Raw genomic sequence first — 25,858 nt, forward strand, 5'->3', positions numbered from 1 at the left:
TATGCTAGGCTCCTTGTGCGCATTGAGGTGCTTATGAAAATCGAAGATTTGTCTCCAAGAAATGAATTTATTCCCCGCCACATTGGACCAAGCGACTCCGACATCCAAGCGATGTTGAAAGAGTTGGGTTTTGCGTCTTTAGATGAATTGGCTAACAAAATTATTCCTTCTCAAATCCGCACGGATCATAAATTCGACGGTGTAGGCCCCGGTATTTCCGAATTCGGTTTGTTGAATCATTTGAAAGCGATGGTTTCTAAAAACAAAGTCATGAAGTCCTACATCGGTTTGGGCTTCCACGACTCCATCACGCCAACGATCATTCAAAGAAACATCTTTGAAAATCCAGTGTGGTACACAGCCTATACTCCTTACCAGGCAGAGATCGCACAAGGTCGCTTGGAAGCACTTTTGAACTTCCAAACGATGGTCGCTGATTTAACGGGAATGGAAATTTCCAACTCGTCCCTTCTTGATGAAGGAACAGCGGCTGCGGAAGCGATGTTCATGGCTCACGCTCTTTGCAAAACAAAAGCAACGGCCTTTGTCGTTTCAGATAAAATGCATCCGCATGTAATCGAAGTTCTTGGCACTCGCGCAGAGCCCTTGGGACTTGAGATGATCGTGACGAATCCAGCGACTTACGATTTCGCAAAACCAGCGTTCGGCGTATTCTTCCAATACCCAGACACCGAAGGTGCGGTTGAAAACTACGCAGATCTTGCAAAAAAATATCAGGCGCAAGGCGCACACGTTGTCGCTTCCGTTGATTTGTTGGCAATGACTTTACTCACTCCTCCGGGCGAGTGGGGGGCTGATATCGTTGTGGGTAACTCGCAACGTTTCGGTGTACCATTGGGTTACGGCGGTCCTCACGCGGCTTTCCTGGCGACTAAAGATTCCTATAAACGTATGATGCCAGGTCGCCTGGTTGGTGTGTCTGTGGATTCTCAAGGCAAACAAGCTTTGCGCTTGGCTTTGCAAACTCGTGAGCAACATATCCGTCGTGAAAAAGCGACGTCCAACATTTGTACAGCTCAAGTTCTTTTGGCGAACATGGCTTCGATGTACGCGGTTTACCACGGACCACAAGGTCTTAAAAAAATCGCTCAACGCGTGAATCGCCTGACAGCAATCATGGCGGATGGTCTTTCTAAACTTGGCTACAATGTTTCGAAAGGTGCGTTCTTTGATACGATCACTGTGATCTCTGACAACGCTGCAGGAATTTTGGCTGAGGCAGAAAAACTTGGCATGAACTTCCGCAAAATCAACGACAAGACTTTGGGCATCTCTTTGAATGAGACGGTGACTTTGACTGACGTTGAAACGGTCTGGATGGCCTTCAACGGTGGCAACAAAGCGGCCTTCGATTGTCATTCTATCGACGATACTTTGAAACTGGAAATCCCAGCTGCATTGGCTCGTAAATCTGCGTTCATGACAAACCCAGTGTTCAACTCTCACCACAGCGAGACGGAACTTCTTCGTTACATCCACCACTTGCAAAACAAAGACATCACTTTGACTCACTCAATGATTCCATTGGGTTCTTGCACGATGAAATTGAATGCAACGACGGAATTGGTTCCAGTTTCATGGCCAGAGATCAGCAAACTTCACCCGTTTGCTCCGGTTTCTCAAACTTCTGGTTTGATTGAAATGATCAAAGATCTTGAGGCGAAACTTTGCGATATTACGGGCTTTGCAGCTGTAAGCTTGCAACCGAATGCAGGTTCTCAAGGTGAATATGCGGGTCTATTGGTTATTCGTAAATATCACCAGTCCCGTGGTCAAGGTCACAGAAACATCTGCTTGATCCCTTCTTCAGCGCACGGAACAAACCCGGCCTCTGCAGCTTTGGCTGGAATGCAAGTGGTTGTTGTGAACTGCGATGACTTGGGTAACGTTGAAATTTCTGATCTAAAAGCGAAAGCCGAACAACACAAAGACAACTTGTCTGCGTTGATGATTACCTATCCATCCACTCACGGTGTTTACGAAGAAGGTATCAAAGAAATCTGCGATATCGTTCACGCAAACGGCGGCCAAGTGTACATGGACGGCGCGAACATGAATGCCTTGGTTGGTATGTGCCGCCCGGGTACTTTCGGTGCTGACGTTTCTCACATGAACTTGCACAAAACATTCGCGATCCCTCACGGTGGTGGCGGTCCTGGTGTCGGTCCGATCGGTGTCGGCGCCCACTTGAAAGAATTCTTGCCGAAGCATTCACTTATTCCTGAAGCGGGCCCTGCAAATGGCATCACTTCAACGACGTCTGCTCCTTGGGGTTCAGCTTCGATCCTTCCGATCTCTTGGGCTTACATCACTATGATGGGCGCCGAAGGTCTGCGTAAGGCTACTTTGGTGTCGATCTTGTCAGCGAATTATATCGCTAAGAAATTGGAAAAAGCGTACCCAGTTCTTTACAAAGGTAAATCTGGATATGTGGCCCATGAATGTATTATCGACGTTCGCGATATCAAGAAAACTTCTGGTATCGATGTTACTGACGTTGCAAAACGCCTGATCGATTATGGCTTCCATGCTCCAACAATGTCATTCCCAGTTGCGGGCACATTGATGATCGAGCCAACTGAATCTGAACCAAAACAAGAAGTGGATCGTTTCATCGATGCGATGCTTGCGATCCGTGGCGAAATTGCTGCGGTTGAGTCTGGCAAAATGGACAAAGAAAACAATGCACTTAAAAACTCTCCGCACACAGCGCAGATGATGATGAAACCTGAATGGAATCATCCGTACTCTCGCGAAGAAGCGGTTTACCCAGTTGAGTGGTTGCGTACGAACAAGTTCTGGCCCGTTGTAGGACGCGTAGACAACGCCTACGGCGACCGTAACTTGATCTGTTCTTGCCCTTCGATCGAAGAATATCGCTAGATGCAAAAAGTCCTTCTTATCCGCCTTGATAAAATCGGCGACCTGATCTCCACAATGTGTGTGGATCAGGCGCAGTTCATGTCGGATAAAGAAGTGAAATGGGTTATTGCCAAAGGCTTAGGTTTTGTACCAGACAACGCCGATCCAAAACGCTCTTACATCGAGCTTTCCAAAGACGACTGGAAAACATCCCTTAAATCTTTACGTGCTTTTATTCGCGAATATAAACCCGATGTGGCGGTAAGTTTTCAAGCCCCGTGGTGGGTCGCTTTTGCATTATGGGCAGAAGGTGTAAAGGTGCGTGCCGGAGTTCAATCTCAGTGGCACAGCTTTTTGTTTTTGAATAAAGGTTTACGTCAACGCCGAAGCAAAGCAGTTCAACATGAAGCTGACTACAACATGGACCTGTTGCGCTTTGCTTTGGATGAAAAATCCAAAGAGCCCGCTCCAGTATTGAAATTGGTGGCGGCGAAGAATCCAGAGCTATTGGCTAAGCATTCGCTCACCGAGAAAAATTATGTTGTGGTTCATCCTGGAATGGCGGGATCCGCTCTGAACTGGCCGACAGCTCGCTATATCTCTTTGATTGAACAGATCACTCCCTTTGCAAAAGTTGCTCTGACGGGAACCCCCGCAGATGAACCATTCTTAACTGAAATCAAAGCTCGTTTTAAAAACGACTCCCAAGTGATCAATTTGCAGAATCAGCTAAAGCCGGCGGGACTATTTGCGATTCTAAAAAATGCAAAAGCCGTCGTGGTTCCAAGCACGGGGGTCGCTCACATGGCAGCATCCCTGGGAGCACCAGTTTTAGGCCTTTACTCCCCGATCCGCGTGCAACATCCCCGTCGCTGGGCCGCCCGCGGTGAAAATGTAAAAATTTTCGTGTCTAAGAACGAAAATCCCCCTTACGACCACGCTATGGAAGAAATCCAGGTCGAAGATTTGCTAAAAGCCCTGAATACTCTGTAGAATCCCGAGCATCCATGCAAAGACATTTCACCGTTCCCGCAAATTTTGAAGAGGCTATTGCGAAAGCACTGGTCGACTACAAACTCTCCTTGAGTGATTCCAAGGAACTGGCGAAATGCGTTTTAGCCTTGTCTGACTTCTTTATCACCCAACCCGAGGGCCAAACTCCGTGGCATGAATCCTGGGCGCAGGTGGCCTATCTTTGCTATTACTTGCCTTTGAATGCGGTCCGATTGCGTGCGGTGATTGGTGAGGGCGAAAAACGTGGCTTCTTTCAAGACCTGGAAGATGTCTATGACTTTGGAGCGGGTTTAGCCACAGCGTCCTTAAGTCTTTCTGAGACCCAGAATTTGAAATACACATTGATCGAGCGCGCGACAGAACCCCAACGCCTGATTGAAAAATATTTCCCATTCTTTAAATCTCAAGAGTGGATTCGCACTATTGGTTCATCGCAGATCAAGAATCCAAAGAAGTCTCTGGCATTATTCTCGTACTCTTTAACGGAACTCAGCGATTTGCCGGCATGGGCTTATGAATGCGAAGCCTTGATGATTGCCGAGCCATCCACTCAGCAAGATGGCCGCAAATTGATGGAGCTGCGTGCGAAGCTATTAGAAAAAGGCTTTCACGTGTGGGCCCCGTGCACACACGAAGGACCTTGTCCTTTGCTGACTCAATCAAAAACAGACTGGTGCCACGACCGTATTCATTTCGATGCGCCGAAATGGTTCTTGAACATGGAAGAACAACTTCCGATGAAGAACCGCACTTTGACAACAAGCTATCTCCTGATGAGAAAAACCAAGCCTGAAGCTATCGCTGCAGCCCGCGTGGTGGGCGACACCTTAAAAGAAAAAGGCAAAGACCGCCAGATGATCTGCCGCGGTTCAGATCGCGAGTTCCTGGCATGGATGCACAAGTTTAAAATCCAACAAGAAATCCCCCGCGGTGCTTTAATCGAAATCCCTGAAGGCCTTCAAAAAGTGTCGAATGAACTCCGTGTTCAACAGGAAATTATAGTTCTTTAAATAAGAGAGAGGCTCCCGGAAGGAGCCTTTCTTACTAGCCAGCTATTCAGCGCTGTAAATGTCGATTTTAACTTCCTTCATGAAAGTCGCTTCGATTGTCGTTTTGCCTTTAGATTCATCCCAGCCGTCTTCAGTTTTCGGGAATGCGTTTGTTAATTCAACTCGAACCAAGAATTTAACCGTATCGAATGAGACTGCTTTATGAACGCCCATTTGAGATGCTATTGCGACCAAGAAAACTCCATGCTTGCCATTGCTGCACTCCCGTTCGTCGCAATAAAAACCGAATTGATCTTCTCCGTCGATCAAGGTGATTTGAATATCTTTTGGCGAAAGAGGAAGATTAATATTCCCATTGTGATTACGACCGTCTTCAATATCGTTCTTAACAATCAATTTACCGATTGGAGAGCTGTAGTCCTTCGAGTCTTTCAAAACTTTTTGGATTGCAGCAGGCCCCAGAACTTTCGTTAATTCATCGCGAAGAGCCGGTCCGTTAAGCTCACCAGCTTGCGCAACAGATCCAACGAACAAATAAACGGCTAAAAGACTTTTAAATACGTTTTTCATAATAACTCCTAAAAAGAAAGTACGCTTAAGCACATTCGTTTTATAAAAAACCCACAGCGCTGTATATTACAACAATTAGAAGGCAATCTTCTAAAACTTGGATACGTCGTCAGCATATCTCTAATGCCATATGACTTACTTGCCTCAGAGCCACCTCAGGTTTAAGGTAAACCAATGAGCGAAAAAGAGAATTCTCCAAAAGCCCAGCCTCCATTAAGCCCGGTCCACGCCTGGCACTACGACATGTTGATTGATCATGAAAGAAATCATTTTTATGAAACGATCATCAAGAATAACTGCAAAGATAAAGTAGTGTTGGAGATCGGAGCCGGCAGCGGCCTGATGTCGGTGCTGGCAATCCGTCACGGAGCCAAGAAAGTCTACTGCTGCGAAGCCAACCCATTGTTGGCCAAAGCCGCAGAACTTCTGATCAATCGCATGGGCATGCAAGACAGAATCACACTCATCCAAGGATTCTCTACAAACATTCCTACGGATGCGATTCCCAAAGTAGACATGGTCCTCCACGAACTATTCGCCTCAGACCCGTTTGCGGAAGACGTAATCCACTCACTTAGAGACGCCAAACGCTTCATGAAACCCGAAGCCATCTACGTCCCCGAAGGCATCCAACTGACGTACCAAACAGTCCAAGGCCACGCCCTAAGACAAGAACTAAAATTCGCCGGAATTGAACTAACAGAAATGACTCAGTTGTTAGGACAAGTGCACCCCGCCCTAAGAAACAACAACAATCCAGGCTTCCCCAACAAAACCTATTTCCTACCAAAAACCTCAATGGAATCCCTGGTAAAAAACTCCTTCGACCACCAAGAAAAAAACGAAGCTCTGATCGGCATAGACGCCATCGAAGTAACCTACAAAATCTACGACGGCCAAACCGAAATGCAAGCAGCTCCCTTCGGCCTACTAGCCGAAAACCGCCACTGGTCCACCCAATTTTTCTACAAAACAAATCCAAAAACAGATCACCTACACTTCTGCCTAAACGAACAAGAAATGAAGTTGCTAGTAATTTAAAGTGTGATGCTCCGAAGGAGCCAGCCAAGCGAACCCGCCAAAGGCGGAAGCCAAGCAGCGAGTTGCCAAAGGCAACAAGCAAGTCGAGCTCTGCAAGAGCGAGGTCCCCAAAGAACGAAGACGGAAAAGCCCCAAGAGGTTGTGCCCGCGCTAAAACAGTCCGGGGGACTGTTTTAGTGTGGAGCATGGAGGAAGAAGGACCGCGAAGGCGGTCCGCCGACCGACAGTCCCGAAGCGGCGGTACCAATCGACCCAGAAATAAAAAAAGCCGACCTATTAAGTCAGCTTTGATTATTCTCCTTCGGAGAAGAAGAGATTGGTGCCCCGCGAGGGACTTGAACCCCCACGCTTGCGCACTAGATCCTAAGTCTAGCGTGTCTGCCAATTTCACCAGCGGGGCAACACCGTTTTAGCGGAAACAAAGATTTAGCGAACTGTTGTCGCTAAATCAATAAAAATTATTTCTCTGCGATCAATTTTTTGTAATCAGGGGCGCGCATCAAGTTTGCGAGCTCCTTTTCAGTATCCATTTCGATACGAACCAACCAGCCTTCGTTCACTGGATCGTCGTTCAAAACAGATGGATCGTCGCCCAAAGACGCGTTTACTTCGATTACAGTGCCAGAAACTGGCGCGTAAAGGTCAGAAACGGCTTTTACGGACTCAACAACGCCGAAAGTTTGGCCTTGAGTGATTTTTTGACCTTCTTCTGGAAGCTCCACGTAAACGATCTCGCCCAAGGAATCTTGTGCGAACTCAGTGATACCAACAGTTACGATGTTCTCGTCAACTTGAGCCCATTCGTGTTCTTTAGTGTAGTAATAGTCTTCAGGAATATGAAATGGCATCTGAGTGCTCCTTATTTCGAAATAAATGGTGTTTTAACAACAACCGCTTTCACTTTACGACCACGGATATCTAGAAGGAACTCAGTCCCCTCTTTGGCATAAGCTACATCGATAAATGCGATGCCAATTGGTTCATCCAGGCTTGGTGAGTGAGTACCACTAGTTACCTTTCCGATCTCTTTATTGTCAAAAGAAAACAGGGAGTAACCTTGGCGAGGGATGCCCTTCTCAAGCATCTTAAATCCCACAAGATTCCTCTTCAATCCGGCCTCTTTGACCCCAACGATTTGCGCCTTGTTCATAAAGTCTTTTTTTGCTGGTTTAATTACCCAACCAAGCCCCGCCTCGTAAGGATTCGTCGTGTCATCGATCTCGTGACCGTACAAAGAATATTTCATTTCAGTGCGAAGAGTGTCGCGCGCGCCCAAACCAATTGGAGCCACTCCTAAATCTTTCCCCTGAGCCAAAAGCTCATTCCAAAGAGCTGGAGTTCCGGCTGCGTCTACGAATACCTCGCAACCCTTCTCGCCCGTATAACCAGTTGTTGCCACCATGATGTTATGGTTTTGGAACTTGCCGGATTTAACTGTGAAAGGTTTCATTTCGCTGACTTTGAATCCAAAAACGCGATCACAAAGCTCCAAAGCTTTTGGTCCTTGGATTGCGATCTGACCCCATTTATCAGACTCATCCGTCATGTCAGAGCCCTTGTTATGCTTCGTCATCCAAGCAAAGTCTTTGTCTTTGTTAGAAGCGTTCACGCACACCAGGTAATCAGAATTTTTAGTCAGGCAGTACACGATGATATCGTCAACCAAACCACCTTGGTCATTTGGCAGAAGAGAGTATTGAGCTTCACCATCGTTCAAGCGAGCCACGTCATTCGTCGTCAACCACTCCAAAGTCTCTAGAGCTTTAGGCCCTTTCACACGGATTTCTCCCATATGAGAAACATCGAACAAGCCCACGTTCTTACGAACATTATCATGCTCTTCACGAAGACCTACATATTGAACAGGCATGTACCAGCCGGCGAAATCCACCATGCGGGCACCCAAAGAAACGTGTGTATCAGCTAACGGAGTTTTTTTCATGCGGGCAGTCTACGCCGTAGCCCTCAAAGAGGCAATATGCTACGACATGGAACGATGTTTAAACTTTCCGATCGCATGCAAGCGGCCTATGACCATTTGATTCCTGACGAGCCTGTCTGGGACTTTTGTTGTGACCACGGTTATCTGGGACTGAGTGCCTATCGCAGTGGACGCTTTCCCGAAGTTCATTTCGTCGATCAGGTCCCTCATATTATTGAAAAATTGAAAACGCGCTTCGAACAAAAGCACCAAAAGTACGAACAACATCAACGCGCGTTCTTTTGGTCGCAAAGTGGAGAAAGTTTGACGCACCAAGTTTCAGGGACTGTTGTGATCATCGGCGTGGGGACACATACGATCACTGACATCATGCGCGGAATTCACGAGAAAAATTCGGGGTTTATCAGTCGCTACATCATCAGCACACACAACTACGAAGACAAATTGAACGTCTTTTTGGATGAGTTTTTACCTTTCAAAACTGCATATAAATTCACCAAATTCTGTAATGTTCCGGAAAACGGACGACTTCGTAAGCTATTGATATTCGATAAAATTTGCAAAATTTGACGCGATCACTTTGGCTCTATTAAATGTCTGTAAGACTGTGAACAAAGAATTGATTATTCGGTCCCCTGCAAATACTAACTGTCGCCATGCAAGAACAAATTAAAAACTCAGATTTTCGCCAATTCCTTGAGGACGAGTTAGCTCGTCGCAGTCAAAATTATCCACGTTACTCTTTGCGGGCTTTCGCAAGACACTTGGAAGTTGATTCATCATTCTTGTCAAAAATTCTTAACGGCAAACGCACGGTAACGATGAGAACGATCCGTATGTTTGGTGAGCGTTTGAATTTGCCCGGCGAGCAGCTTCAGCAATTCGCAGAAGTAAGCCGCGAGAAAAAGATGAAACGCAAACTCGAGCGTCTTTTAGAAAAGATGCCAAGTGAAGATCGCGAACAATCAACTATCACAATCACAGTTGATGAAGCTCGTCTTGAAGAAGCGAAAGAAAAAATCAAATCATTCCGCAAAGACCTTGCGCAATGGTTGGATGCGGGCGCTAGCCAACAGGGTAAGACTTATCAGATCTCTGTTTCAATGTTCCCAGTTTCTGGCTTCGGTCTAAACGACTAATCTTGCATATTGATTTTAGAATCATAAAAACCGAATGCTTCATAAGCATTCGGTTTTTTATTTTCCTAATCAGGTCTTTCAACAGCGGGCCATTCGATTGATTGAAGGCCATACTTCTGCGCGATCTTCTCGACGACTTTCTCTTCGATCATTTTTTTAAGTTGCGCATCAATCGCCGTGAACTGTGCATCGGTCAGGGATTTACGCGAGAAAACGATATAATAATCCAATTCTTTTTTTAACTCCGGAACTTCTTGGAGTTTACTGCGATAACGTTTGATCCAATATTTCCCGTAGTCTTCATTCAAATACGCCAAATGATAAGTTCCCAGCTCCGCCATCTTAACGGTCACCAGGGGATCCTTCTGTGGCAGAATGTTCACTTTCCTTTTTAGATCCTCATTCAGTTCCGTGAGGCTTTCAAAGGTGATGGAGTTTTTAGTCACGCCGATTTTTTTCCCTTTTAGATCACTGAGCGACTTTATCTTTTTCACATTTTTTTCAAGTCCAAAAAAAGCCAGCTTGGTGTGAAAAAGAGGTGCGGAAAAATAGTAATGCTTTTCCCGCTCCGCAGTTTTTGCAACAGGACCACCCATCTCCATTTTTCCGTCCGAAATATTCTGCATAGCTTCCGCAAAAGTAAGAATTGTAAAGCGGCAGGAAAGTTTTTCTCTTTCACAAAGTGCTTGGATGATTTCATGAACGGCACCAGAAATCCCCGTGGCATCGGGTCGCATGTAAAAGGGTGGCATGTTGTAACCTACAAAGGTCAGACGATCATCATCGCGACCAGCAGAGGCTCCCATTAGCAGTAATGAAAATAAAGCGACCAACAACTTCATGTTGCCATCATAGCGATGTTTGGATTTCTCGGGAACATTGCCATCAAAATACAGAAGTTGTTATTTGACGGCCTGGCGTTCAGCCTTACAAACAGGCATGCCGAAGTTAGTACTCAAACGATAGTTGGGAGGACACTCCCCGTCGATAGGTTCAGCTGTGGCCACAGCGCCTTTTTTAATCTTGTCCATATTGTTGTATGGTTCGCAGGTGCTGAATTCAGTCGCCGAAGGATCAATGGTTCGCATGATCATCACACAGGCCATATAGGTTTTACGTTCGTCAGAAGAACTTGCGAAATCTTGATGAAACGTGGAACCACTATCCATCACTAAAGAACCGAAATTAAACAATGAGTACATCGAAAACGCAATCGCGCCCCAGAATATGGAATTCAGGATATAGGCACGAAAGACCTTCAACTGAGCGAGTTCTCGCTCAAGGTTAAACTTGTACTGCGACGGATCTTTACTCATGACATTTGCTTATCGGCTAAAAAAAAGCGGCCCTCAACGGACCGCTTTGAGACTGTCTCTAAGTGATACAACTATGCAGCTTTATTCACTCGAACTTTTGCCATGCCTTTACATTCGTTCAGCATTTGCTCGTAATAGCTCAGAGTCTGCTTAAGGTTTTGGATCACCGTTGTCTGATGATGCGGCGGCAGGCTTGCGATCTTGGTCAAAGCCTCATCTGTGTGGCCTACGTCTTCTTCCGCATGCACGCGCACAAAGTGAGCCGCTTTGGGCCCCCACGCTTTTTCCACGCGAGCGTTGATATGATCACCGAAATATGCAGCCAGGGCTTCAAGCCCCAGAATGTATCCAAAGAATGCCATTGGAGATTCATGCTCGATATAATAGTACTGCGTTTGATAAAGTGCGCAGGTGCCTGGCATCTCTGGCCACTCTTCCATCTTGCTACCCAAAGTTTTCAGGTCATTTACCAATAATTTATCATGACCTTTCTCCTCACCACTGTGAGCCAGGAAGCGATTGTGGAAATCTGGCGCAGAAAATTCTGTGCGTGCCCCCGCCAGGGCCAACAAGCGCGTGGTGTGACGAGCAAAATAATAAGTCTGAGAAACCCAAGCTGAATACGCTTGCTTGTCTTCCCACGGAAAGCTTTCGATTTGTTGTTTAGAGTATTTCAAAAGCTCTTTTAATTCTTCGTTTACGTTCTTGTTTTGCATCTTGTTCTCTTTTCTTAGTGTGACTTTGATAAAAAATAAAAATTAAGCGACTTTTCTAAGTGGAATGACTCGATTTTCATCCAACAGATTCGTGTGATTCATCTTTTCAGCCCACAACGTATCCACCAGGGATGCTAACTTAGGCTCTGCCAAAGGCTGAACCTCTCCATGCTTGGTCATTAAAATCTCACACTCATAGTTCATTTTCATAACGCTACCGAAGTAGTTCGTTCCACTTTTCGCAGCTTTGCGGCGTACATTCAGGTCACGGCGAGCGGTGCCTACCAGGCAATCCCATGGACCTGCTTCCATCACACGACTTCCGAGGGCGATGATAATTTCTGCCCAGTTCACTTCGGAACTGCGCGAGCGATATTCCGGAGACACAGTCAAATATTCCATGCTCATCATACTATTGATGCCCAGTGCTTTGAATTTCGCGATGATGATATCGTCAAAGGCTTTCATATAGTGATGGTCCAAAAGCGCGTTTGAGCGCAGATCAAATGAACTATACAAGTGAAACCCAAACACTTTGCCGTCATCGGTCAACGCGACGATCACATCACAGCGATGGAAATCATCTGGATTCAATGGCTCGCCGACCTTACCAAGCACGTCTTTATAAACTGTCTTCCACAGTTCGTAGACGTCGTTACTTAATTTGATGGTGTCGGCGGAAAGTGATCTTGGATTAAATAAATGATACTGAATACGCCCCATAAAGTCCTCCGCGAGAATTTTTCGGATGTTGTAGAGGCGAACTTGAAGACTGATTTTTTAGTACAATTTTCGAACGTGCTATTTCAAGATTAACAGAGTATTCACTCCAACTTTCTGGGTCCGATACGGCAAAGAATTATTGACAACATTTCAGAGCGAGACGAATTGAAAATAAAAAAAGCGGGCCCAACACCCGCTTTTATTAACACCTCGACATAAACAAGACTTAGTTATTGATTTAAGCCGATTCTTTCTGACGACGAGGAAAACGTTGTCGACTCAAAGTCTCCGGGCCTCCAGGTTCCATCAAATGCAGGAGCAGTTGGTCCGTAAATTCTAAAATAGGCAAACCAACCTTTACCTGGAGTGGTTTGAATCCAATATCTTTCTTTGCCTGCAGGTGCTTTAGGACCGAAATACAAATTCACTTCTTTTGTTCCCTCAGAGATATCACTTAATTCAACCAAGGAACGCAAAGCCGCTTTGTTTTGTGAAGTTTGAACCTGACTGCGAGTTTTTGCGTCGTAGACTGTCACCGACCAAAAAAGTCTGTTGGGCACAGGATAAGGGACTGTTAGCTTATATGACTTTCCACCGTCCAAAAAGGCACCTTTGGAATCACGCAGCCCCATCCAATAAAGCGAACCCGCCCCTGCCACTCGCGCAAACATCGCTGGCGAAGTCACGATGGCTTGTGCAAACCAACGATCTCTTGCCTGTATGTCGACACCATCAGGTGTCGCAAAATTTCCGTTCGTCGAAACATATCCCACCCACTCCCATTTTCTATCTTTCCAGGCGATGCGCTCAGCGCGACGATCGGCAAATGCCGCGACGATCATTTGTGCCTTACCGTCACGGGCGGCGCGTTCCAAAATACCTTTCATGCGACTGTCGGGATTAAAGGTCTTGCCGCGCTCCAAGCCCAAACTTTCCAACAATCCGTACATGCCGGTGTACTCAGGATTGGTCGGTTCTTCAGAAATAACTTTATGCAAAGTCTGCCAATATTGAATGTTGTCTTCTACACGCAACGGAGTTGAATCCATTTTTTTAGCCGTGGTATTCACCATCTTCACCAGCTGCTTGGGATTGCTCAGAGGATAAATTTTAATATTGGATAAAGCCTGAATCGCCTTATTCATATCGCCGTCCGTTGGCAATGCTCGAATCGCTACCAAATTTTTATATGTCGCTGAACGCCCGATCTGGTAGCCTTTGGGAATATCTCCACTATAATTCGGCGGCAGGATCAAATGCTTACCACCCTTACCCGCATTGGGGCCTGGTAAACCAAAATCCAGAATCCATTTTTGATTGTGATCATTCACCAAGCCAATGTACATGCCCGGGGGAACATCGATAACCATCGGGCCATTTTTCAAATCCAGAACTCCACCACCATAAGGAGTATCCGAATTTAAAGTGAAACCTATGTGATAAGGCTGGGCCGCCACCACTGAAATATTTTGATCGCCGACGCCTATTTCGCGATTGCCGTTAAAAATGCTTTCAGCAGAAACCGTGGGGTACCAAAAGCGATAGGCCGTTAGTGCGCGCTGATAATCCTGATCGTCCTGGGCTGACTTCACCAACTTGTCGCTGGGAAACCCAGTTCTTAATATTTCCGATTTTTCCAATTTTGCAAAACACGTAAGGGAGCAGAAAACAAGGCTACCGAAAAACAGCAGGTTCTTTTTCATAACGACTCCATTTTCATTTGTTTGTATATTTTAGAGTGAAAATGAGTCTTCACGAGCAAATTGCGAATCACCTGCACAAATGCAGTGGGAGCGCGTTTGAAGGAATCTTCAAACGAAATTCACACACGTTAGTGGAGCACGGATTTTCGACTAGACTTGTTACCTTTTTCTAATGTTCAGGGTTGTTAAACCAGCCTTGAGTTGCTATTCAATTTGTATGAGTACAAATACAAACAACACTGAAGTCTTATTGGAAGAGAACGAAAAACAGGAAATGTCGCCCGTTAAAAACAAGTCGACATTCGAGAAAAAGGCATTGCTAGTCCTGTCAGCGGTTTTTGTTGCGGTCTTGGTTGGAGCATGGGGATATGCCATGCGAGTTCGCCAGGGCGTGGCCTCAAACAGCGGCACGACACATGCTGACCCCTCAGCTTTGATTGAGGTCGAACGTCTACGCAATCTCGCGTCATCACAATTGGATAATGGCCGTGCCTATTTCCTTTTGGGATCCCAATCCCTTTACGAAAAACAAAAGAAAGAAAAAGAATCTCTATTAGACTCTTTGGCAGTTTTTGAAAAAGAGCACAATCTGCCTGGTGTTCCCGAAATCGTTAAACGCATTAAGGATATTGAAACAAAAGGTCAGGAGTTTTTTGACCAAGCCGTTGAGCATCGTGATAAGAAAACGGAATCAAAAATCGTTGGGCAATTTTATCAGGCTCGTACGAATCCTTTGCGCTCACAACTGAATGACGCTTTTGATGATATCGTGCATTTGCATCAAATCGAAATCGACAAAGCTCAAGCGGAAATCAAAGAAGCGGCAACTCAGGCTGAAACTCAAATTCCTTTCGGGATGACTTGGTTGACGGGATCTTTGGCAGCTATTTTCCTGGGAATGGCGTATCTGGTGATCCGTCTTTCCAGAAAACAGGCGTTCCAATTGGCGCAGCAAAAACGTCTCTACGAACAAGCCAAGAAAGCCGTTCAAGACCGTGACGAGACTTTGTTCGCAATTTCTCATGATCTTCAAGATTCCCTGAACATGATTGCCTCAACAGCAGATCGCATGGCGACCACTCCTCAAGGATTGAATATTGTTGAAAGTGGCGAACTAGTAAAAAGCACTGTGACGACGATCGAAGGATTGATCAAAGACATCCGCGACCAAAAAAATATGGAGATGGATGGCCTGACTCTTAGAATGGATCAACTCTCTATCGATAACGTCCTGGACAACGCTCGCATGCTGATGCAACCGATGGCGAAACAACACGACGTTCGCTTGCAGATCGATAGTGTCAACCCTCCCGTTTTGGCTTTCTATGATAACGAACGTGTCTTGCGTGTTCTTTCTAACTTGATTGGCAATGCAGTTAAGTTCAGCCCTAAAGGTGAGAAAGTGGTTGTGAAAGTTCGTAGCGACCAAAAGTTTGTAAATGTGTCTGTGATCGACAATGGCCCAGGAATTCCTTCCAGCCAATTGCCGACAATTTTTGAAAACTTCTGGCAAGCCAAGAAGACTGCTGAAAAAGGCGCTGGCATTGGCCTGGCGATCGTAAAAACTATCGTTGAAGCACACGGTGGCACCGTTCAAATTCAAAGCCAGCCTGGCCGTGGAACAACTGTGACATTCTCTCTCCCTCGTCGTCGCCCTGTAGGCGCTTCGATGAAAAAGACCAATGTCATGATCAAGGGCAATCATGCCCCTGAGTGGCAATAATTTATTTAGCTTTTTTGGGATGGGAGTCTTTCTCATCCCATTTTTGATTTACGCTCTCTTTAGCGTCTTCAGTAATCTGCTTAATATATTCCGACTTCATCTCTTCTTCCGGAATACTATAAATCTCACACATACGTTTTAAAACTTCCAATGGGGGCTTGCGGTTACCGCGTTCCAGATTGGACAAGAATTGGGAACGACTATACCCCAAGAGTCTCGCGGCCTCTCGTTGGGTTAGAAATGCTCCCATTCTTTTTTTGCGAATAAAATCAGATAGTGACATGCTTAGAAGGATAAACGTTCTCGTTCGCCCCCTCAAATATCTAAGGCGTGTTACCTAACACTTGTCATGAAACTAATCCAAAGAAGATGGACTATTTAAACCAACAATGATGGAAAGCACTTTTAGTAGAGAGAAGTTTTTTGCAATTTTAAAACGTGTTTACTCTTATAGCCGGGTGTTTAATGAAGTTAACTTCTAACAGAGAAAAGATATGTCAAAAACTGACAGTTATCTCATCAACCGTGTCTATGAAGACCATGAGGTCGCCGCTTATTTGAGCGATCATGCGGGCAATATTCACGTGTGGAATAAGCCCGCTGAAAAAATGTTAGGATATTCCGAAAGCGAAATGGGTAAACGCTCGGAACGAGATTTATTCTGGGATAAAACCGAAACCATCAGCGACGGCGGCATACGCTATAGCTGGCGCAAGAGTAAAAGCGGACGCGTATTATTCGTCAAAGAATCCGTGGTGGAAATTTCCGATCCCAGCGGAGAAGGCGATCAATTTTTAAAACTTATTGAAGACTGGTCAGATGCCGTCGCACCTTGGGAACAATGCTCGCTTTGGATTTCACAATATTCTGCGAGCAAACATGGTGTCTTTGTTGCCAACGCCAGAAATGGAAAGTTCCTTTTATTAAATCAATTTTTTGTGAGCATGGTCAAAGGCGACCCTCAAAAAATTCTGCGCTCCTCCGCCAAAGACTATCTGGTAAAAGGAAAACGCTTGAAAGCCTGTCCGTCCTTTCTTGATGGAAAATTGTTTCCTGTAGAAATCGATGTTCTGACTATTGATGATGAACGCGGCAAGCCTTTGTATTATCTCGTTCATGTTCATCCGGTTGATGCCACCGTTAGAAAATTTTCGCCAGCAGAACTGGAACTCCTTCACACGAATGGTGATGACTCAGAACTTTTAGCAAAATGCACCGACTGGTTTAAACAATATGAAAACGCACAAATAAGTGCGCATGTGACTGACGCCTCAAAAAATTCTTTTCTGATGGTGAATAAGTATTTTGCCAGTCAAATTGGCTACACCGTAGAGGAGTTAGTGCATGCCCCGACATCGACCCTGATGCCGCGCAGTCTGGAGTTCAATCCCGCTCAGTTTGCTAGTCGACTTGAAGCTCACGGGTGGGGCGAGGTGGTGACGGAAATTCGCACTCGCGAGGGCAAACCTTTATTCATTCGTTCTACAGCGATCGCCATTTACGACGCCCAAGATAAAATGCGTTACCGATGTGTTGTTAACCAATTCGTGGATCCCAAAGACATCCCATTGGCAAAAACTGTTTTACAACCCATGCCGTGACTAAAGCAGATTTAGTATAAATAGGTTTTATCTCTGCAAGCCACACGCTTGACCGAGACTTCGATAAACATTCCCTCTAGTCTGTTGCACATGGAAATACTTTCAGCGCTCGTCACCGAACACAAACTTATTCGAAACTGGCTTCACAAGCTCTGCGAGGTTCCGCATTATGATTTCATCACCCGCGAAATCTTTATCGATTTCATCAAGCATCTTTTAGCAGTTCATCATCAATTGGAAGAAGTGACTTTCTATACTCCCCTTAGAGTGGCTAATCCCATGTGTCCTGTGACTTCAACCCGCCACCTGGATCATGGTGTATTTCTTATTCAGTTGGAGAATTTAAAAAAAATCGACGAAGAGACCGCCTGGGAAACAGCAACCCGAGAACTTCAAGCGGTCATTGAAAATCATTTTGGAGAAGAAGAGTCCTATGTTTTTCTAGCCGGCAAAAGTCACTTCACTCCTGAAGAAGGCAAACAACTGGCACTCCTCTTTAAGAAAATGCAAAAAAAGTTACACGAACAGAAATCCGTCAAAACCGACTTTTGGCCTTTTCTGGTCGACGTCCCACCGCGATTTTACCGCGATGTTAGATCGATGTTTGAAGCTCTCACTTAAAGATTTCTATTATACCAAATTTGATCGAAATTATTGAAGTAAGTTTAAAGAGACATCGGAAACTAAAATGATAAGCTCCACAAACAAATAAACAAACATTGAAAGCAGTCATATGAAGTTTCTTATACTCGAAGACGACCTGGAGATCTCAAGAATTATTTCTCATGCAATGAGGGATCTTGGTGCGGAATGCGATGTAGAATCCAGCGCTTCTCAGGCAATTTGTAAGCTCAAAGCGAACTGTTACGATCTTATTATTCTGGACGTCTCCCTGCAGGAGGGTGATGGAATAAGCTTTTTAAAGACCGTCCGCCTGCAAGAAAGCCAAATTCCAATTATTATCGTAAGTGGTCAAAATTCTATCGAGGACAGAATTAATGGCCTCGGTATGGGAGCCGATGATTATCTCAGCAAGCCTTTCTCGATCCTTGAATTGCAAATGCGTATCCGCGGTCTTCTGCGCCATACAATTCCGCCCCAGCATATATTGGAATTTAAAAATTTAAAACTATGCCGAATTAAACGCGATGTCTATGTCAACGGCGTTCGAGCTCACTTGCAATTCCTGGAATATAAGCTTTTGGATTTATTTATGTCTCACCCTCATAAGATTATAAATAAAAATACGATCATGCGCGCCGTCTGGGCGATGGATATCACTCCGAAAACAAATGTTATTGATGTCTTAGTTTGCAGGCTTCGAAGTAAGATTGAAAATTCAGAAGGCGATCGCAAGCTTTTTACGGTCAGAGGCGTGGGTTATGTGTTTAGACCCGATTCGGATGGATCTAATGATGTTAGCAACCTGCGCCCGCAGGAGTCTCAACATGCGCTGAGCTCCTTGTGGCCTTGAACTAGTGACCGCGAGAAATCTCGATGAACTTATTAAGAATAGATGTTGGCTTTTGGTCAGCACCAACCCAAGCAGCATATTCCATATAGGTTTCACCCATTGGAACACCGTTAACCGTGCCTATGATAAACAGTTTGCATTCGTAAATGCCGTCATAGGAAACCTTGATACAAGTATTCTCGATTACTGTCGACGGATACTTGTCGCGTTGGCTAGCAGGACGTAAAATATCACTTAAAAGCTCGCCCTCATGAGTATCACCTATTGCTTGAATGTGATGGGATTCTTTGATCAAAAGATCCAGACAAAGCTGATCGATCTCTGTGGAAGAGATTTTCGCAAACGATGCTGAAGTCATTAAAGTCACCAAGGTTAACGCTAGAAATTTCATATCCTACTCCCGTTAAAACCAACCTTTAACACAGGACCCAGACTAACTCCACGTACCAAGTCAAACCTGTATGTATTACTCGAATGTTAAATAATTAAACAGTTCTGCGGTGAGACCAGGAACTGCTATAATATGTCGTGTCACTTATCTCTTTGTAAGAGGAACATTCAAACATTTGTTTAGTAAACTACGTTTGATTTTCATCGGAGGAGTTATGACAGAAACTGTGCGCGGCAACATTAGCACCAGCGGTACAAATGGCTTTAATAGCTATGCTAAAAGAGTTGATCGTTTGGTCAGCGTCATTCAATTACTGTCTGCGACTCGAGACCTCCAAACGATCATGACTCTCGTCAGATCCGCTGCCCGAGAAATTGCACAATCTGACGGTGCCACTTTCGTGTTAAAAGAAAATGATTTCTGCTTTTATGCGGACGAGGATGCCATCAGTGCCCTTTGGAAAGGTCAACGTTTTCCAATGCAATCCTGTATCAGCGGCTGGGCTATGATGAATAAAAAAGCTGTCATCATCGAAGACATTTATCAAGATGCCCGCATTCCTTTAGAAGTTTACAAGCCAACTTTCGTTAAGAGTCTCGCAATGATTCCAATTCGTCGCGAGGATCCTATTGGTGCCATCGGAATTTATTGGGCCGAACACCATAAATGCACCGATCAAGAGCTGGATCTCATCCAGGCTCTTGCCGACTCAGTTTCGGTTGCGATGGAAAATGTGAATTTATTTAATTCTCTTTCGGCAAAAGTCGCAGAACTACAAAAAGTAAACGAAGCCAAAGATCTATTCTTGATGACGGTGTCTCATGAACTAAGAACACCGCTTAATTCAATCCTGGGTTGGACTGAAATTATGAAAGATCCTTCTGCCACACCGGAAGATATACGCCGAGGACTTGAAGTCATCGACCGTAACGCCAGAACACAAGCCCATATTGTCGAAGATCTTTTGGACTCTTCACGAATTATAACGGGTCGTTTAAGCATGGATAAAGGTGAAGTCGATCTGGTTGAAGTCGCCAAACAAACTATGGCTTTGGTTGCCACCGAAGCCCGTAAGAAAAAAATTGAGCTTCATTTCGCTGCAAAGGTTCAAAAGGCTCTCGTGCTTGGCGATTCCTTCCGCTTGCAGCAAGTGCTAACTAATCTATTAATCAATGCCATTAAATTCTCTAATGACGGTGGCGAAATTCTAGTCTCTGTAGATAAACGTGGTCCCGGCGCCGTCATCCAAGTCATAGATCACGGCGTGGGTCTTTCGCAAGAAAGCCAATCACACCTTTTCACAAGATTTTTCCAGGCAGATAGCACAACAACCCGCAAACATGGAGGTTTAGGTTTAGGACTATCCATCAGTAAATATCTGGTCGAAAAACACAACGGACAAATCAATATTATCAGCGAAGGTGAAGGAAAGGGCACTACTGCCGAAGTAGTTATTCCTTTAATCGAACAAAACGAGCATTCTGATGAAGATTCGCGCGAGCACGCTAAAGCAAATCCTCAAAAACCTCTTCAAGGGATTCATGTCCTCGCAGTGGATGATGACCCGGACTGTCTCCAGCTGGTCGAAGCAGTTTTACGTAAATCAGGTGCTGAAGTCGAAACAGCGAGCTCCGTGGATGAAGCCATCCGCATCTCTCGCCTATTTCACTTTGATGCCTTGGTGAGTGATTTAAGCATGCCACTCGAAGATGGTTTTTCTCTGGTTCAAAAAGTTCGTGCCGGAGAAACCCCCATGGGAAAAGAAATTCCTGCGATCGCTGTGACTGCTTTCAACGACAAGGACAACCACGATAAAGCCCTTTCCGCGGGATTCGATGAATTCTTTGGAAAACCTTTTTCATCGGTGCGTTTAATCAATACACTAGAAGCAGGATCCCACCGCGTAGCCCACTAGTCATTTTGACATCGGCTTTCGTTTTGATTACTTTCGATAACACGAAAAGGTATTTAACATGAAAGCCGTTGTTCAAAGAGTTCTTTCCGCCTCCGTCACGGTCGACGGAAATAAAATTTCATCTATCGGTCCCGGTTTTCTGACTTTGCTGGGTGTTGCTAAGGGCGACACCGAAGCTCAATTGCAAAAGCTAATCACTAAAATTGCCGCTCTTCGCGTATTTCCAGATGCCGAGGGCAAGATGAATCTTTCCTTAAAGGATATCGGTGGCGAACACCTACTGGTTTCGCAATTCACATTATTAGGGGATGCATCCAAAGGAAATCGTCCGAGTTTTATTGGGGCTGAAGCTCCAGCACTTGCGGAGCCCCTCTATAACAAAGCCTTGGAGCTAAGTCGTTCTGCCGGGCTTCCCACTCAAGGTGGAGTTTTCGGGGCCGATATGAAGATCGATCTGATCAATGATGGCCCCGTCACTTTGATTTTAGAATTCTAATCTATTCGTGATGGCACACGGCTTCGATATTGTGGCCGTCGGGATCCAATACGAAAGCGCCATAGTAATTTGCGTGATAATGCGGACGTGGCCCTGGTTTGCCATTGTCTTTTCCACCGGCAGCTAAAGCAGCGGCATAAAACTCATCCACTTGTTTTTTAGTTTGTGCACGAAACGCGACATGCACGTGGGGCTTTTGCGGAGTGCCGCTGTTAATCCAAAAGTCAGCCTTGGGCGGCTCGCCAAATCCCGCGACATCGGCACTTTGGGTAACGGCGGCAGAAAGTTCCATTAGCATTTTGTAGCCCAATGGAGCTAGTGCCTTGCTGTAAAACTCTTTGCTCTTGGTGAAATCACTAACGGCAACACCTGTATGATCGATCATGAAACCTCCGGATTACTTACATTCTGTTCCGGTTTCGCCACCTTTGCAAGAAAGCGCCTTTTTGATTTCCGGTTTTGCAAAGTAAATGCGGTTCACACGTAGCGCGGTATCTGGATGAGGTAACTCCAAAGAGCTCTCCACATGTTGGGTGTTCGCCACAAATTTTTCTAACGCGGAACACTTAGGAGCCAGCGCCTTTGCGGTGTCAGATGTCTGAGTAGCAATTTCAGGGCAAGCGGTGCTAACGAAAATTCCTGTTGAAGCAAACGCGAACTCTTCGGCTTTCTCAGTTGGCAGTGTCGACATCTTTTCAGCCAGCACTTGCGATGAAACCCAGTCTGCGAATGATTCATCAATCAGAATGCTTTGGCTGACTGCCGCGCACCCTTTGTAACCGTCATAGTATTTGTTCAAGTTATCAATGCCGTCTTGAACTCTGGCTTGGCTGGCATCACGAGAGGCACTGCCTTCGTCCTCCTGGCCATCATCGCTCTGCTCCTCGTCCCGCGCCTCTTGTGTTTCATCATTCAAGAATGCGCCTCGCTGCCTCATCGCACTGATTAGCTTTTCTTTGCTAGGTATTTGAACGTTGATGGACTCGGGCTTTTGCAAACAAGAGATGGCACTGGCAAAGGGATTGTCTGCAGACTTGATTCCCGGAATTATAACAGGCCCGCTTTTTGGTTTAACCATGACCTCCATCCAATCAGGGAACTTCGCTCCGTCTTTGGTATAATCCAAAACACTCGAGCAAGGATCAAAGGAGTGGCCAAATTCATGGGCAACCACCGCAAATAAACTACCTTCGGGCATGTTCGTGATTTGCGGGCACAGAACCATTTGATGCATATCGGGATCATAAGCCGCGTTCGGAGACTCACAGCCCGAACTCGCCATCTCAGCTGCATTTCCAGGATCTGCCATTTTGATGCGAACTGTTTTCACCCGCTCGATAATATTATCAATCTGCGCATTGTTTTTTCCATTCTTACGTTTTGAAAGCATGGATAAAACTTTTTCGCGCGTTTCTTCGACGACTTTTGTTGCTCGAGTCGTTGCGACCGCCAATCTTTCTTTGTTTTTTCCAAGATTTTCCGGGCCACCCGCTTTTTGTACGTCGACGAACAGTGATGGCTCGATAAAAGGATCAAGCGATGGAGGCACGGATACTTTACTTCCGCAGAGACGAGCCGCTTCGGCAAAACGCATGTACTGGAAGTTGGGAATACTATAGCCCTGAGAATCTTGGTACAGATAAGCACTCTGCCCGCGCGAAGCCAGCTTTCCACAGTAACCTTCAAAACTACAATTTTCTGGCGAAGGAATGGAACATTCCGGAGCTTGGGACACAACCTTTAAGGAATTGCCGGCACGTTCAAACTTTTTAAGCAACTCATCGCTTTGATTTGAAGACAAAGAAACCGCATGAGCATTAAAACACAAACTAAAAAGTACGGATAAAGTAAATGCGCCTCTCATTACTTCACTCCCTGGGCATATTCACGAACGGCCTCGATGTGCCCAATCAAATTTCCGTATCGAGATCCTTCACTGCAACCCGTGCGTTTGCTCACCTTTTTTCCATTCGCGACAGTGTATACAAAAGTCCCTGACCAGCAACTGGATGCGGGTTTGCGAGCTGGGGGATTTTTGATCGCATTCCATGAGGTTTTCACTTTGGCCGGAAGCTTTGTACCCAGGTCTTTGCCATCAAAAATGTAATGCCCCCGTGACTCCTCGATCGTGGTGACTTTTCGAATGCCCATTTTATTGGTGCGGTCTAAAGTGTATTGAGACGCATATGACAAGGATGAAAAGAGGGTAACTAGCAGAAATAGCTTCATTTCTTCATTCTAAGGTAAGCCTTAAAGGCCTCCAAGCAGACCTTATGAACCCAGCCCTTTGTCTTTGGGTGACTCCGCCATTATTCAGGGCGCCGTAATAATTGCGTTAACACAATCCTCACTTTCAATTTGGCCTTCCATGGTTTACAAGTCTGGCATCAAATTTAAAGGAGATCCCTATGAAACTTATCGCTGTTATCGCGCTTATCGTTACTGGTTCTTTGAGTGCATTTGCTGATGTGAACCCTAAAAACATCGTTTGCTCAGGCACTTTGGATTCTGGAACTTATGTTGAGTTTGAAGCAACTCCGACTGCAATCCCAACTTTCATGAAAGGTGAATTGGCATTTGATTACCGTGAGTGGACTGCTGACATGAACTGCACACTTTCTAATAACTTGAGCCAAATGAGCTGCATTGAAAACATTCCTGGCGGCGAAAAATTGAAAGTTCTAGTGACAGCTGGTAAAGCTATCGTTGCTAAAGAAACTTCAAACGCACAAGTAGACCGCGGTCTTGGCGTTTTGAACTGCAAATAGTTTAAAAAAAGGAATCACAATGGAATTGGATCCAACGACAGAACCTCGCTCAAAACAACTCTATGTTCTTCTTGGATCTATCGCCGCTATCCTTATCGGTGTCGGCGCCATTGTGATGCTTATGTACGTCTATCTGGTGATGCCTTAAGAGCGAAAGCGTCGCCCATCTCGACCTTAGCCGAGTCATCCTAACGCTCAGCTCCTTACTTCTGCGTCCGTTCTTTACAGCTCCCGTTTGAAAATGCCGATAAGTATCGAGTATTTTGCATTGATCGAGGAGTGAACCACATGGCTAAAAAATCGGGATTAGTTCTTTCTGGCGGCGGCGCACGTGGTGCTTATCAAGCAGGTGTTCTGGTGGCGGCTTACGAGATCGCTCAGTCCTCTGGGATTCCTCTGAAATTTGATTTTCTTTCTGGCGTCAGTGCCGGCGCGATCAACGCAAGTTCACTTGCAAGCAACGCTAACGACTATAAATATGCGACCGAATCCCTGGCTCGCCTCTGGAGTGAGGTGCATTTTGATCAGGTGTTTTCAACGGACTCGATGACGATGGGTAAAATCGGTATTCAGTGGTTGAAAGAACTTTCCCTGGGAGGTATCGCCGGAACGACTCCGGGTCGGGGACTTTTGGATACGACTCCCCTGCGCGGTTTGATCAGTCGTAATATGGATTACGAACGTGTGCAGGAGAATATCGAACAAGGTCACATCGATGCTCTTTGCATCACTTCTATCGATTACGCAAAATCTGCGACAACATCATTCGTGCAAAGTAAGGGTGACCTTGGTTCCTGGGATAAAGGCCGCAAGCGCAGCGAATACAGTCCAATCACCACCGAACACATTATGGCTTCGGCTGCGATTCCACTGATCTTTCCACCTATCAAAGTGAATGAAAGATTCTTTGGCGATGGAGCTGTTCGTAATCATGCCCCCTGCAGCCCGGTGATTTATCTGGGAGCGGAAAAATTGATGGTCATCGGTGTGCGCCTGCAAGGCTCCACTGCTTATGACTTGCATGCGGGCAGCACTGATACCGCGCCAAGTTTGGCTCGCGTGATTAATACCATCCTGAATGGTGTGTTGCTAGATGCTGTTGAACAAGACATTGAAAAGCTACGCCGTTTGAATGAATACGCATCAGCGATCACACCGGAGCAACAAAAGAAAGTCGCACTTCGTCCCTTGGATTTTCTATTCATCTCTCCGTCTGAAGACATCGGCGAAATGGCTGTGCAAAAAGCCGCAAAGCTTCCGCGCATCATTCGTTATTTGATGAAGGGACTTGGCAGCATGCAGGACGCAAGTGAAATCATCAGCTATTTGATGTTTGATCCAACATTCTGCTCGGATCTTATAGAAATCGGTCGCAAAGATGGCTATGCTCATAAGGAAGAATTGATTAAATTCCTTTTGAAATAGGTCGCGGG

The 25,858-nt window shown here is 45.5% G+C and carries 27 protein-coding genes, 1 tRNA gene and 1 pseudogene; 15 read left to right on the forward strand and 14 right to left on the reverse strand.

Annotated elements, in window-relative coordinates; all coding sequences use genetic code 11:
- Positions 1–33 precede the first annotated feature (33 nt).
- From gcvP to DOM22_RS16590, 3 genes are read left to right on the forward strand one after another with little or no spacing between them, the layout of a single operon-like run.
- Positions 34–2,904, forward strand: coding sequence for an aminomethyl-transferring glycine dehydrogenase (gcvP, locus tag DOM22_RS16580; protein WP_142701436.1), 2,871 nt, complete (start codon positions 34–36; stop codon positions 2,902–2,904).
- Positions 2,905–3,876: a glycosyltransferase family 9 protein gene (locus DOM22_RS16585; RefSeq protein WP_142701437.1), complete on the forward strand. Its 972-nt coding sequence runs from the start codon at positions 2,905–2,907 to the stop codon at positions 3,874–3,876. It begins immediately after the preceding gene.
- Positions 3,877–3,890: 14 nt separating this feature from the next.
- A complete protein-coding gene (locus tag DOM22_RS16590) occupies positions 3,891–4,907 on the forward strand; it encodes a small ribosomal subunit Rsm22 family protein (RefSeq protein WP_142701438.1) in 1,017 nt (338 codons plus the stop codon).
- Positions 4,908–4,949: 42 nt separating this feature from the next.
- Here DOM22_RS16590 and DOM22_RS16595 read toward each other — a convergent pair whose 3' ends face one another.
- Positions 4,950–5,477 (reverse strand): hypothetical protein, encoded by a 528-nt coding sequence (locus tag DOM22_RS16595; protein WP_142701439.1) that lies wholly within the window; start codon positions 5,475–5,477, stop codon positions 4,950–4,952.
- 174 nt (positions 5,478–5,651) lie between these two features.
- Here DOM22_RS16595 and DOM22_RS16600 point away from each other — a divergent pair, with 174 nt between their 5' ends.
- Positions 5,652–6,518 (forward strand): 50S ribosomal protein L11 methyltransferase, encoded by an 867-nt coding sequence (locus tag DOM22_RS16600; RefSeq protein WP_142701440.1) that lies wholly within the window; start codon positions 5,652–5,654, stop codon positions 6,516–6,518.
- A gap of 317 nt (positions 6,519–6,835) precedes the next feature.
- On the opposite strand, the gene DOM22_RS16605 is transcribed toward DOM22_RS16600, so the two are convergent.
- The 3 genes from DOM22_RS16605 to gcvT form a co-directional block, all read right to left on the reverse strand.
- A tRNA-Leu gene (locus tag DOM22_RS16605) sits at positions 6,836–6,918 on the reverse strand.
- A gap of 58 nt (positions 6,919–6,976) precedes the next feature.
- Positions 6,977–7,366, reverse strand: a complete 390-nt coding sequence (gcvH, locus tag DOM22_RS16610) for a glycine cleavage system protein GcvH (RefSeq protein WP_142701441.1) — start codon at positions 7,364–7,366, stop codon at positions 6,977–6,979.
- An 11-nt stretch (positions 7,367–7,377) separates the two neighbouring features.
- Positions 7,378–8,460, reverse strand: coding sequence for a glycine cleavage system aminomethyltransferase GcvT (gcvT, locus tag DOM22_RS16615; RefSeq protein WP_142701442.1), 1,083 nt, complete (start codon positions 8,458–8,460; stop codon positions 7,378–7,380).
- A 36-nt stretch (positions 8,461–8,496) separates the two neighbouring features.
- Here gcvT and DOM22_RS16620 point away from each other — a divergent pair, with 36 nt between their 5' ends.
- Both DOM22_RS16620 and DOM22_RS16625 read left to right on the forward strand, forming a co-directional pair.
- The gene (locus DOM22_RS16620) at positions 8,497–9,030 is read left to right on the forward strand and encodes an SAM-dependent methyltransferase (RefSeq protein WP_246845714.1); all 534 of its coding nucleotides are present in this window, start codon (positions 8,497–8,499) and stop codon (positions 9,028–9,030) included.
- 86 nt (positions 9,031–9,116) lie between these two features.
- Entirely contained in the window at positions 9,117–9,599 is a 483-nt protein-coding gene (locus DOM22_RS16625) for a DUF4423 domain-containing protein (RefSeq protein WP_142701443.1), read from the forward strand.
- Between the two features lie 65 nt (positions 9,600–9,664).
- On the opposite strand, the gene DOM22_RS16630 is transcribed toward DOM22_RS16625, so the two are convergent.
- The 5 genes from DOM22_RS16630 to DOM22_RS16650 form a co-directional block, all read right to left on the reverse strand.
- On the reverse strand, positions 9,665–10,441 hold the full coding sequence (locus tag DOM22_RS16630) for an ABC transporter substrate-binding protein (RefSeq protein WP_142701444.1): 777 nt from the start codon (positions 10,439–10,441) through the stop codon (positions 9,665–9,667).
- A gap of 60 nt (positions 10,442–10,501) precedes the next feature.
- On the reverse strand, positions 10,502–10,915 hold the full coding sequence (locus DOM22_RS16635; RefSeq protein WP_142701445.1) for a hypothetical protein: 414 nt from the start codon (positions 10,913–10,915) through the stop codon (positions 10,502–10,504).
- A gap of 71 nt (positions 10,916–10,986) precedes the next feature.
- Positions 10,987–11,631, reverse strand: a complete 645-nt coding sequence (locus tag DOM22_RS16640) for an iron-containing redox enzyme family protein (RefSeq protein ID WP_142701446.1) — start codon at positions 11,629–11,631, stop codon at positions 10,987–10,989.
- Positions 11,632–11,673: 42 nt separating this feature from the next.
- Entirely contained in the window at positions 11,674–12,354 is a 681-nt protein-coding gene (locus DOM22_RS16645; protein ID WP_246845715.1) for a hypothetical protein, read from the reverse strand.
- Between the two features lie 230 nt (positions 12,355–12,584).
- Positions 12,585–14,057 carry a DUF1254 domain-containing protein gene (locus tag DOM22_RS16650; protein ID WP_142701447.1) on the reverse strand — a complete coding sequence of 491 codons (1,473 nt, stop codon included), beginning with the start codon at positions 14,055–14,057 and terminating at the stop codon, positions 12,585–12,587.
- 217 nt (positions 14,058–14,274) lie between these two features.
- Here DOM22_RS16650 and DOM22_RS16655 point away from each other — a divergent pair, with 217 nt between their 5' ends.
- Positions 14,275–15,780, forward strand: a complete 1,506-nt coding sequence (locus DOM22_RS16655; RefSeq protein ID WP_168196685.1) for a sensor histidine kinase KdpD — start codon at positions 14,275–14,277, stop codon at positions 15,778–15,780.
- Positions 15,781–15,889: 109 nt separating this feature from the next.
- Here the strand turns inward: DOM22_RS16655 and DOM22_RS20250 are convergent.
- A pseudogene (locus DOM22_RS20250) lies at positions 15,890–16,063 on the reverse strand (helix-turn-helix domain-containing protein); the annotation flags it as partial.
- 211 nt (positions 16,064–16,274) lie between these two features.
- Here DOM22_RS20250 and DOM22_RS16665 point away from each other — a divergent pair.
- The 3 genes from DOM22_RS16665 to DOM22_RS16675 all read left to right on the forward strand — a co-directional run bounded on the left by DOM22_RS16665 (position 16,275) and on the right by DOM22_RS16675 (position 18,855).
- On the forward strand, positions 16,275–17,381 hold the full coding sequence (locus DOM22_RS16665; RefSeq protein WP_142701450.1) for a PAS domain S-box protein: 1,107 nt from the start codon (positions 16,275–16,277) through the stop codon (positions 17,379–17,381).
- A 90-nt stretch (positions 17,382–17,471) separates the two neighbouring features.
- On the forward strand, positions 17,472–18,002 hold the full coding sequence (locus DOM22_RS16670; protein WP_142701451.1) for a hemerythrin domain-containing protein: 531 nt from the start codon (positions 17,472–17,474) through the stop codon (positions 18,000–18,002).
- 112 nt (positions 18,003–18,114) lie between these two features.
- Positions 18,115–18,855, forward strand: coding sequence for a response regulator transcription factor (locus DOM22_RS16675; RefSeq protein ID WP_142701452.1), 741 nt, complete (start codon positions 18,115–18,117; stop codon positions 18,853–18,855).
- 1 nt (position 18,856) lies between these two features.
- On the opposite strand, the gene DOM22_RS16680 is transcribed toward DOM22_RS16675, so the two are convergent.
- Positions 18,857–19,246 carry a hypothetical protein gene (locus DOM22_RS16680; RefSeq protein ID WP_142701453.1) on the reverse strand — a complete coding sequence of 130 codons (390 nt, stop codon included), beginning with the start codon at positions 19,244–19,246 and terminating at the stop codon, positions 18,857–18,859.
- 214 nt (positions 19,247–19,460) lie between these two features.
- Here DOM22_RS16680 and DOM22_RS16685 point away from each other — a divergent pair, with 214 nt between their 5' ends.
- Together DOM22_RS16685 and dtd are read left to right on the forward strand one after the other, a co-directional pair.
- Positions 19,461–21,161, forward strand: a complete 1,701-nt coding sequence (locus DOM22_RS16685; RefSeq protein WP_142701454.1) for an ATP-binding protein — start codon at positions 19,461–19,463, stop codon at positions 21,159–21,161.
- A 58-nt stretch (positions 21,162–21,219) separates the two neighbouring features.
- Complete coding sequence (gene dtd / locus DOM22_RS16690) at positions 21,220–21,657, forward strand: D-aminoacyl-tRNA deacylase (RefSeq protein WP_142701455.1); 438 nt, start codon at positions 21,220–21,222, stop codon at positions 21,655–21,657.
- A 1-nt stretch (position 21,658) separates the two neighbouring features.
- Here dtd and DOM22_RS16695 read toward each other — a convergent pair whose 3' ends face one another.
- Genes DOM22_RS16695 through DOM22_RS16705 form a run of 3 tightly spaced genes read right to left on the reverse strand, consistent with a single transcriptional unit; the run spans position 21,659 to position 23,886 of the window.
- Positions 21,659–22,042: a VOC family protein gene (locus DOM22_RS16695; RefSeq protein WP_142701456.1), complete on the reverse strand. Its 384-nt coding sequence runs from the start codon at positions 22,040–22,042 to the stop codon at positions 21,659–21,661.
- Positions 22,043–22,054: 12 nt separating this feature from the next.
- Positions 22,055–23,521, reverse strand: a complete 1,467-nt coding sequence (locus DOM22_RS16700; protein ID WP_142701457.1) for a hypothetical protein — start codon at positions 23,519–23,521, stop codon at positions 22,055–22,057.
- A complete protein-coding gene (locus DOM22_RS16705) occupies positions 23,521–23,886 on the reverse strand; it encodes a hypothetical protein (RefSeq protein WP_142701458.1) in 366 nt (121 codons plus the stop codon). Before DOM22_RS16705 ends, DOM22_RS16700 begins: the two co-directional genes overlap by 1 nt.
- A 179-nt stretch (positions 23,887–24,065) precedes the next feature.
- Here DOM22_RS16705 and DOM22_RS16710 point away from each other — a divergent pair, with 179 nt between their 5' ends.
- The 3 genes from DOM22_RS16710 (at position 24,066) to DOM22_RS16715 (ending at position 25,850) form a co-directional block, all read left to right on the forward strand.
- Entirely contained in the window at positions 24,066–24,425 is a 360-nt protein-coding gene (locus DOM22_RS16710) for a hypothetical protein (protein WP_142701459.1), read from the forward strand.
- 19 nt (positions 24,426–24,444) lie between these two features.
- Positions 24,445–24,573 carry a hypothetical protein gene (locus DOM22_RS20170; RefSeq protein WP_256373255.1) on the forward strand — a complete coding sequence of 43 codons (129 nt, stop codon included), beginning with the start codon at positions 24,445–24,447 and terminating at the stop codon, positions 24,571–24,573.
- A gap of 140 nt (positions 24,574–24,713) precedes the next feature.
- Positions 24,714–25,850, forward strand: a complete 1,137-nt coding sequence (locus DOM22_RS16715) for a patatin-like phospholipase family protein (protein ID WP_142701460.1) — start codon at positions 24,714–24,716, stop codon at positions 25,848–25,850.
- Positions 25,851–25,858: the final 8 nt, after the last annotated feature.

The sequence above is a fragment of the Bdellovibrio sp. ZAP7 genome (assembly GCF_006874645.1).
Lineage (GTDB): Bacteria > Bdellovibrionota > Bdellovibrionia > Bdellovibrionales > Bdellovibrionaceae > Bdellovibrio.

Excerpts from the sequence above, each read along its gene's own strand:
- gcvP (WP_142701436.1), top strand. The coding sequence starts at position 34 with ATGAAAATCGAAGATTTGTCTCCAAGAAATGAATTTATTCCCCGCCAC.
- DOM22_RS16585 (WP_142701437.1), top strand. The coding sequence starts at position 2,905 with ATGCAAAAAGTCCTTCTTATCCGCCTTGATAAAATCGGCGACCTGATC.
- DOM22_RS16590 (WP_142701438.1), top strand. The coding sequence starts at position 3,891 with ATGCAAAGACATTTCACCGTTCCCGCAAATTTTGAAGAGGCTATTGCG.
- DOM22_RS16595 (WP_142701439.1), bottom strand. The coding sequence starts at position 5,477 with ATGAAAAACGTATTTAAAAGTCTTTTAGCCGTTTATTTGTTCGTTGGA.
- DOM22_RS16600 (WP_142701440.1), top strand. The coding sequence starts at position 5,652 with ATGAGCGAAAAAGAGAATTCTCCAAAAGCCCAGCCTCCATTAAGCCCG.
- gcvH (WP_142701441.1), bottom strand. The coding sequence starts at position 7,366 with ATGCCATTTCATATTCCTGAAGACTATTACTACACTAAAGAACACGAA.
- gcvT (WP_142701442.1), bottom strand. The coding sequence starts at position 8,460 with ATGAAAAAAACTCCGTTAGCTGATACACACGTTTCTTTGGGTGCCCGC.
- DOM22_RS16620 (WP_246845714.1), top strand. The coding sequence starts at position 8,497 with ATGCTACGACATGGAACGATGTTTAAACTTTCCGATCGCATGCAAGCG.
- DOM22_RS16625 (WP_142701443.1), top strand. The coding sequence starts at position 9,117 with ATGCAAGAACAAATTAAAAACTCAGATTTTCGCCAATTCCTTGAGGAC.
- DOM22_RS16630 (WP_142701444.1), bottom strand. The coding sequence starts at position 10,441 with ATGAAGTTGTTGGTCGCTTTATTTTCATTACTGCTAATGGGAGCCTCT.
- DOM22_RS16635 (WP_142701445.1), bottom strand. The coding sequence starts at position 10,915 with ATGAGTAAAGATCCGTCGCAGTACAAGTTTAACCTTGAGCGAGAACTC.
- DOM22_RS16640 (WP_142701446.1), bottom strand. The coding sequence starts at position 11,631 with ATGCAAAACAAGAACGTAAACGAAGAATTAAAAGAGCTTTTGAAATAC.
- DOM22_RS16645 (WP_246845715.1), bottom strand. The coding sequence starts at position 12,354 with ATGGGGCGTATTCAGTATCATTTATTTAATCCAAGATCACTTTCCGCC.
- DOM22_RS16650 (WP_142701447.1), bottom strand. The coding sequence starts at position 14,057 with ATGAAAAAGAACCTGCTGTTTTTCGGTAGCCTTGTTTTCTGCTCCCTT.
- DOM22_RS16655 (WP_168196685.1), top strand. The coding sequence starts at position 14,275 with ATGAGTACAAATACAAACAACACTGAAGTCTTATTGGAAGAGAACGAA.
- DOM22_RS16665 (WP_142701450.1), top strand. The coding sequence starts at position 16,275 with ATGTCAAAAACTGACAGTTATCTCATCAACCGTGTCTATGAAGACCAT.
- DOM22_RS16670 (WP_142701451.1), top strand. The coding sequence starts at position 17,472 with ATGGAAATACTTTCAGCGCTCGTCACCGAACACAAACTTATTCGAAAC.
- DOM22_RS16675 (WP_142701452.1), top strand. The coding sequence starts at position 18,115 with ATGAAGTTTCTTATACTCGAAGACGACCTGGAGATCTCAAGAATTATT.
- DOM22_RS16680 (WP_142701453.1), bottom strand. The coding sequence starts at position 19,246 with ATGAAATTTCTAGCGTTAACCTTGGTGACTTTAATGACTTCAGCATCG.
- DOM22_RS16685 (WP_142701454.1), top strand. The coding sequence starts at position 19,461 with ATGACAGAAACTGTGCGCGGCAACATTAGCACCAGCGGTACAAATGGC.
- dtd (WP_142701455.1), top strand. The coding sequence starts at position 21,220 with ATGAAAGCCGTTGTTCAAAGAGTTCTTTCCGCCTCCGTCACGGTCGAC.
- DOM22_RS16695 (WP_142701456.1), bottom strand. The coding sequence starts at position 22,042 with ATGATCGATCATACAGGTGTTGCCGTTAGTGATTTCACCAAGAGCAAA.
- DOM22_RS16700 (WP_142701457.1), bottom strand. The coding sequence starts at position 23,521 with ATGAGAGGCGCATTTACTTTATCCGTACTTTTTAGTTTGTGTTTTAAT.
- DOM22_RS16705 (WP_142701458.1), bottom strand. The coding sequence starts at position 23,886 with ATGAAGCTATTTCTGCTAGTTACCCTCTTTTCATCCTTGTCATATGCG.
- DOM22_RS16710 (WP_142701459.1), top strand. The coding sequence starts at position 24,066 with ATGAAACTTATCGCTGTTATCGCGCTTATCGTTACTGGTTCTTTGAGT.
- DOM22_RS20170 (WP_256373255.1), top strand. The coding sequence starts at position 24,445 with ATGGAATTGGATCCAACGACAGAACCTCGCTCAAAACAACTCTATGTT.
- DOM22_RS16715 (WP_142701460.1), top strand. The coding sequence starts at position 24,714 with ATGGCTAAAAAATCGGGATTAGTTCTTTCTGGCGGCGGCGCACGTGGT.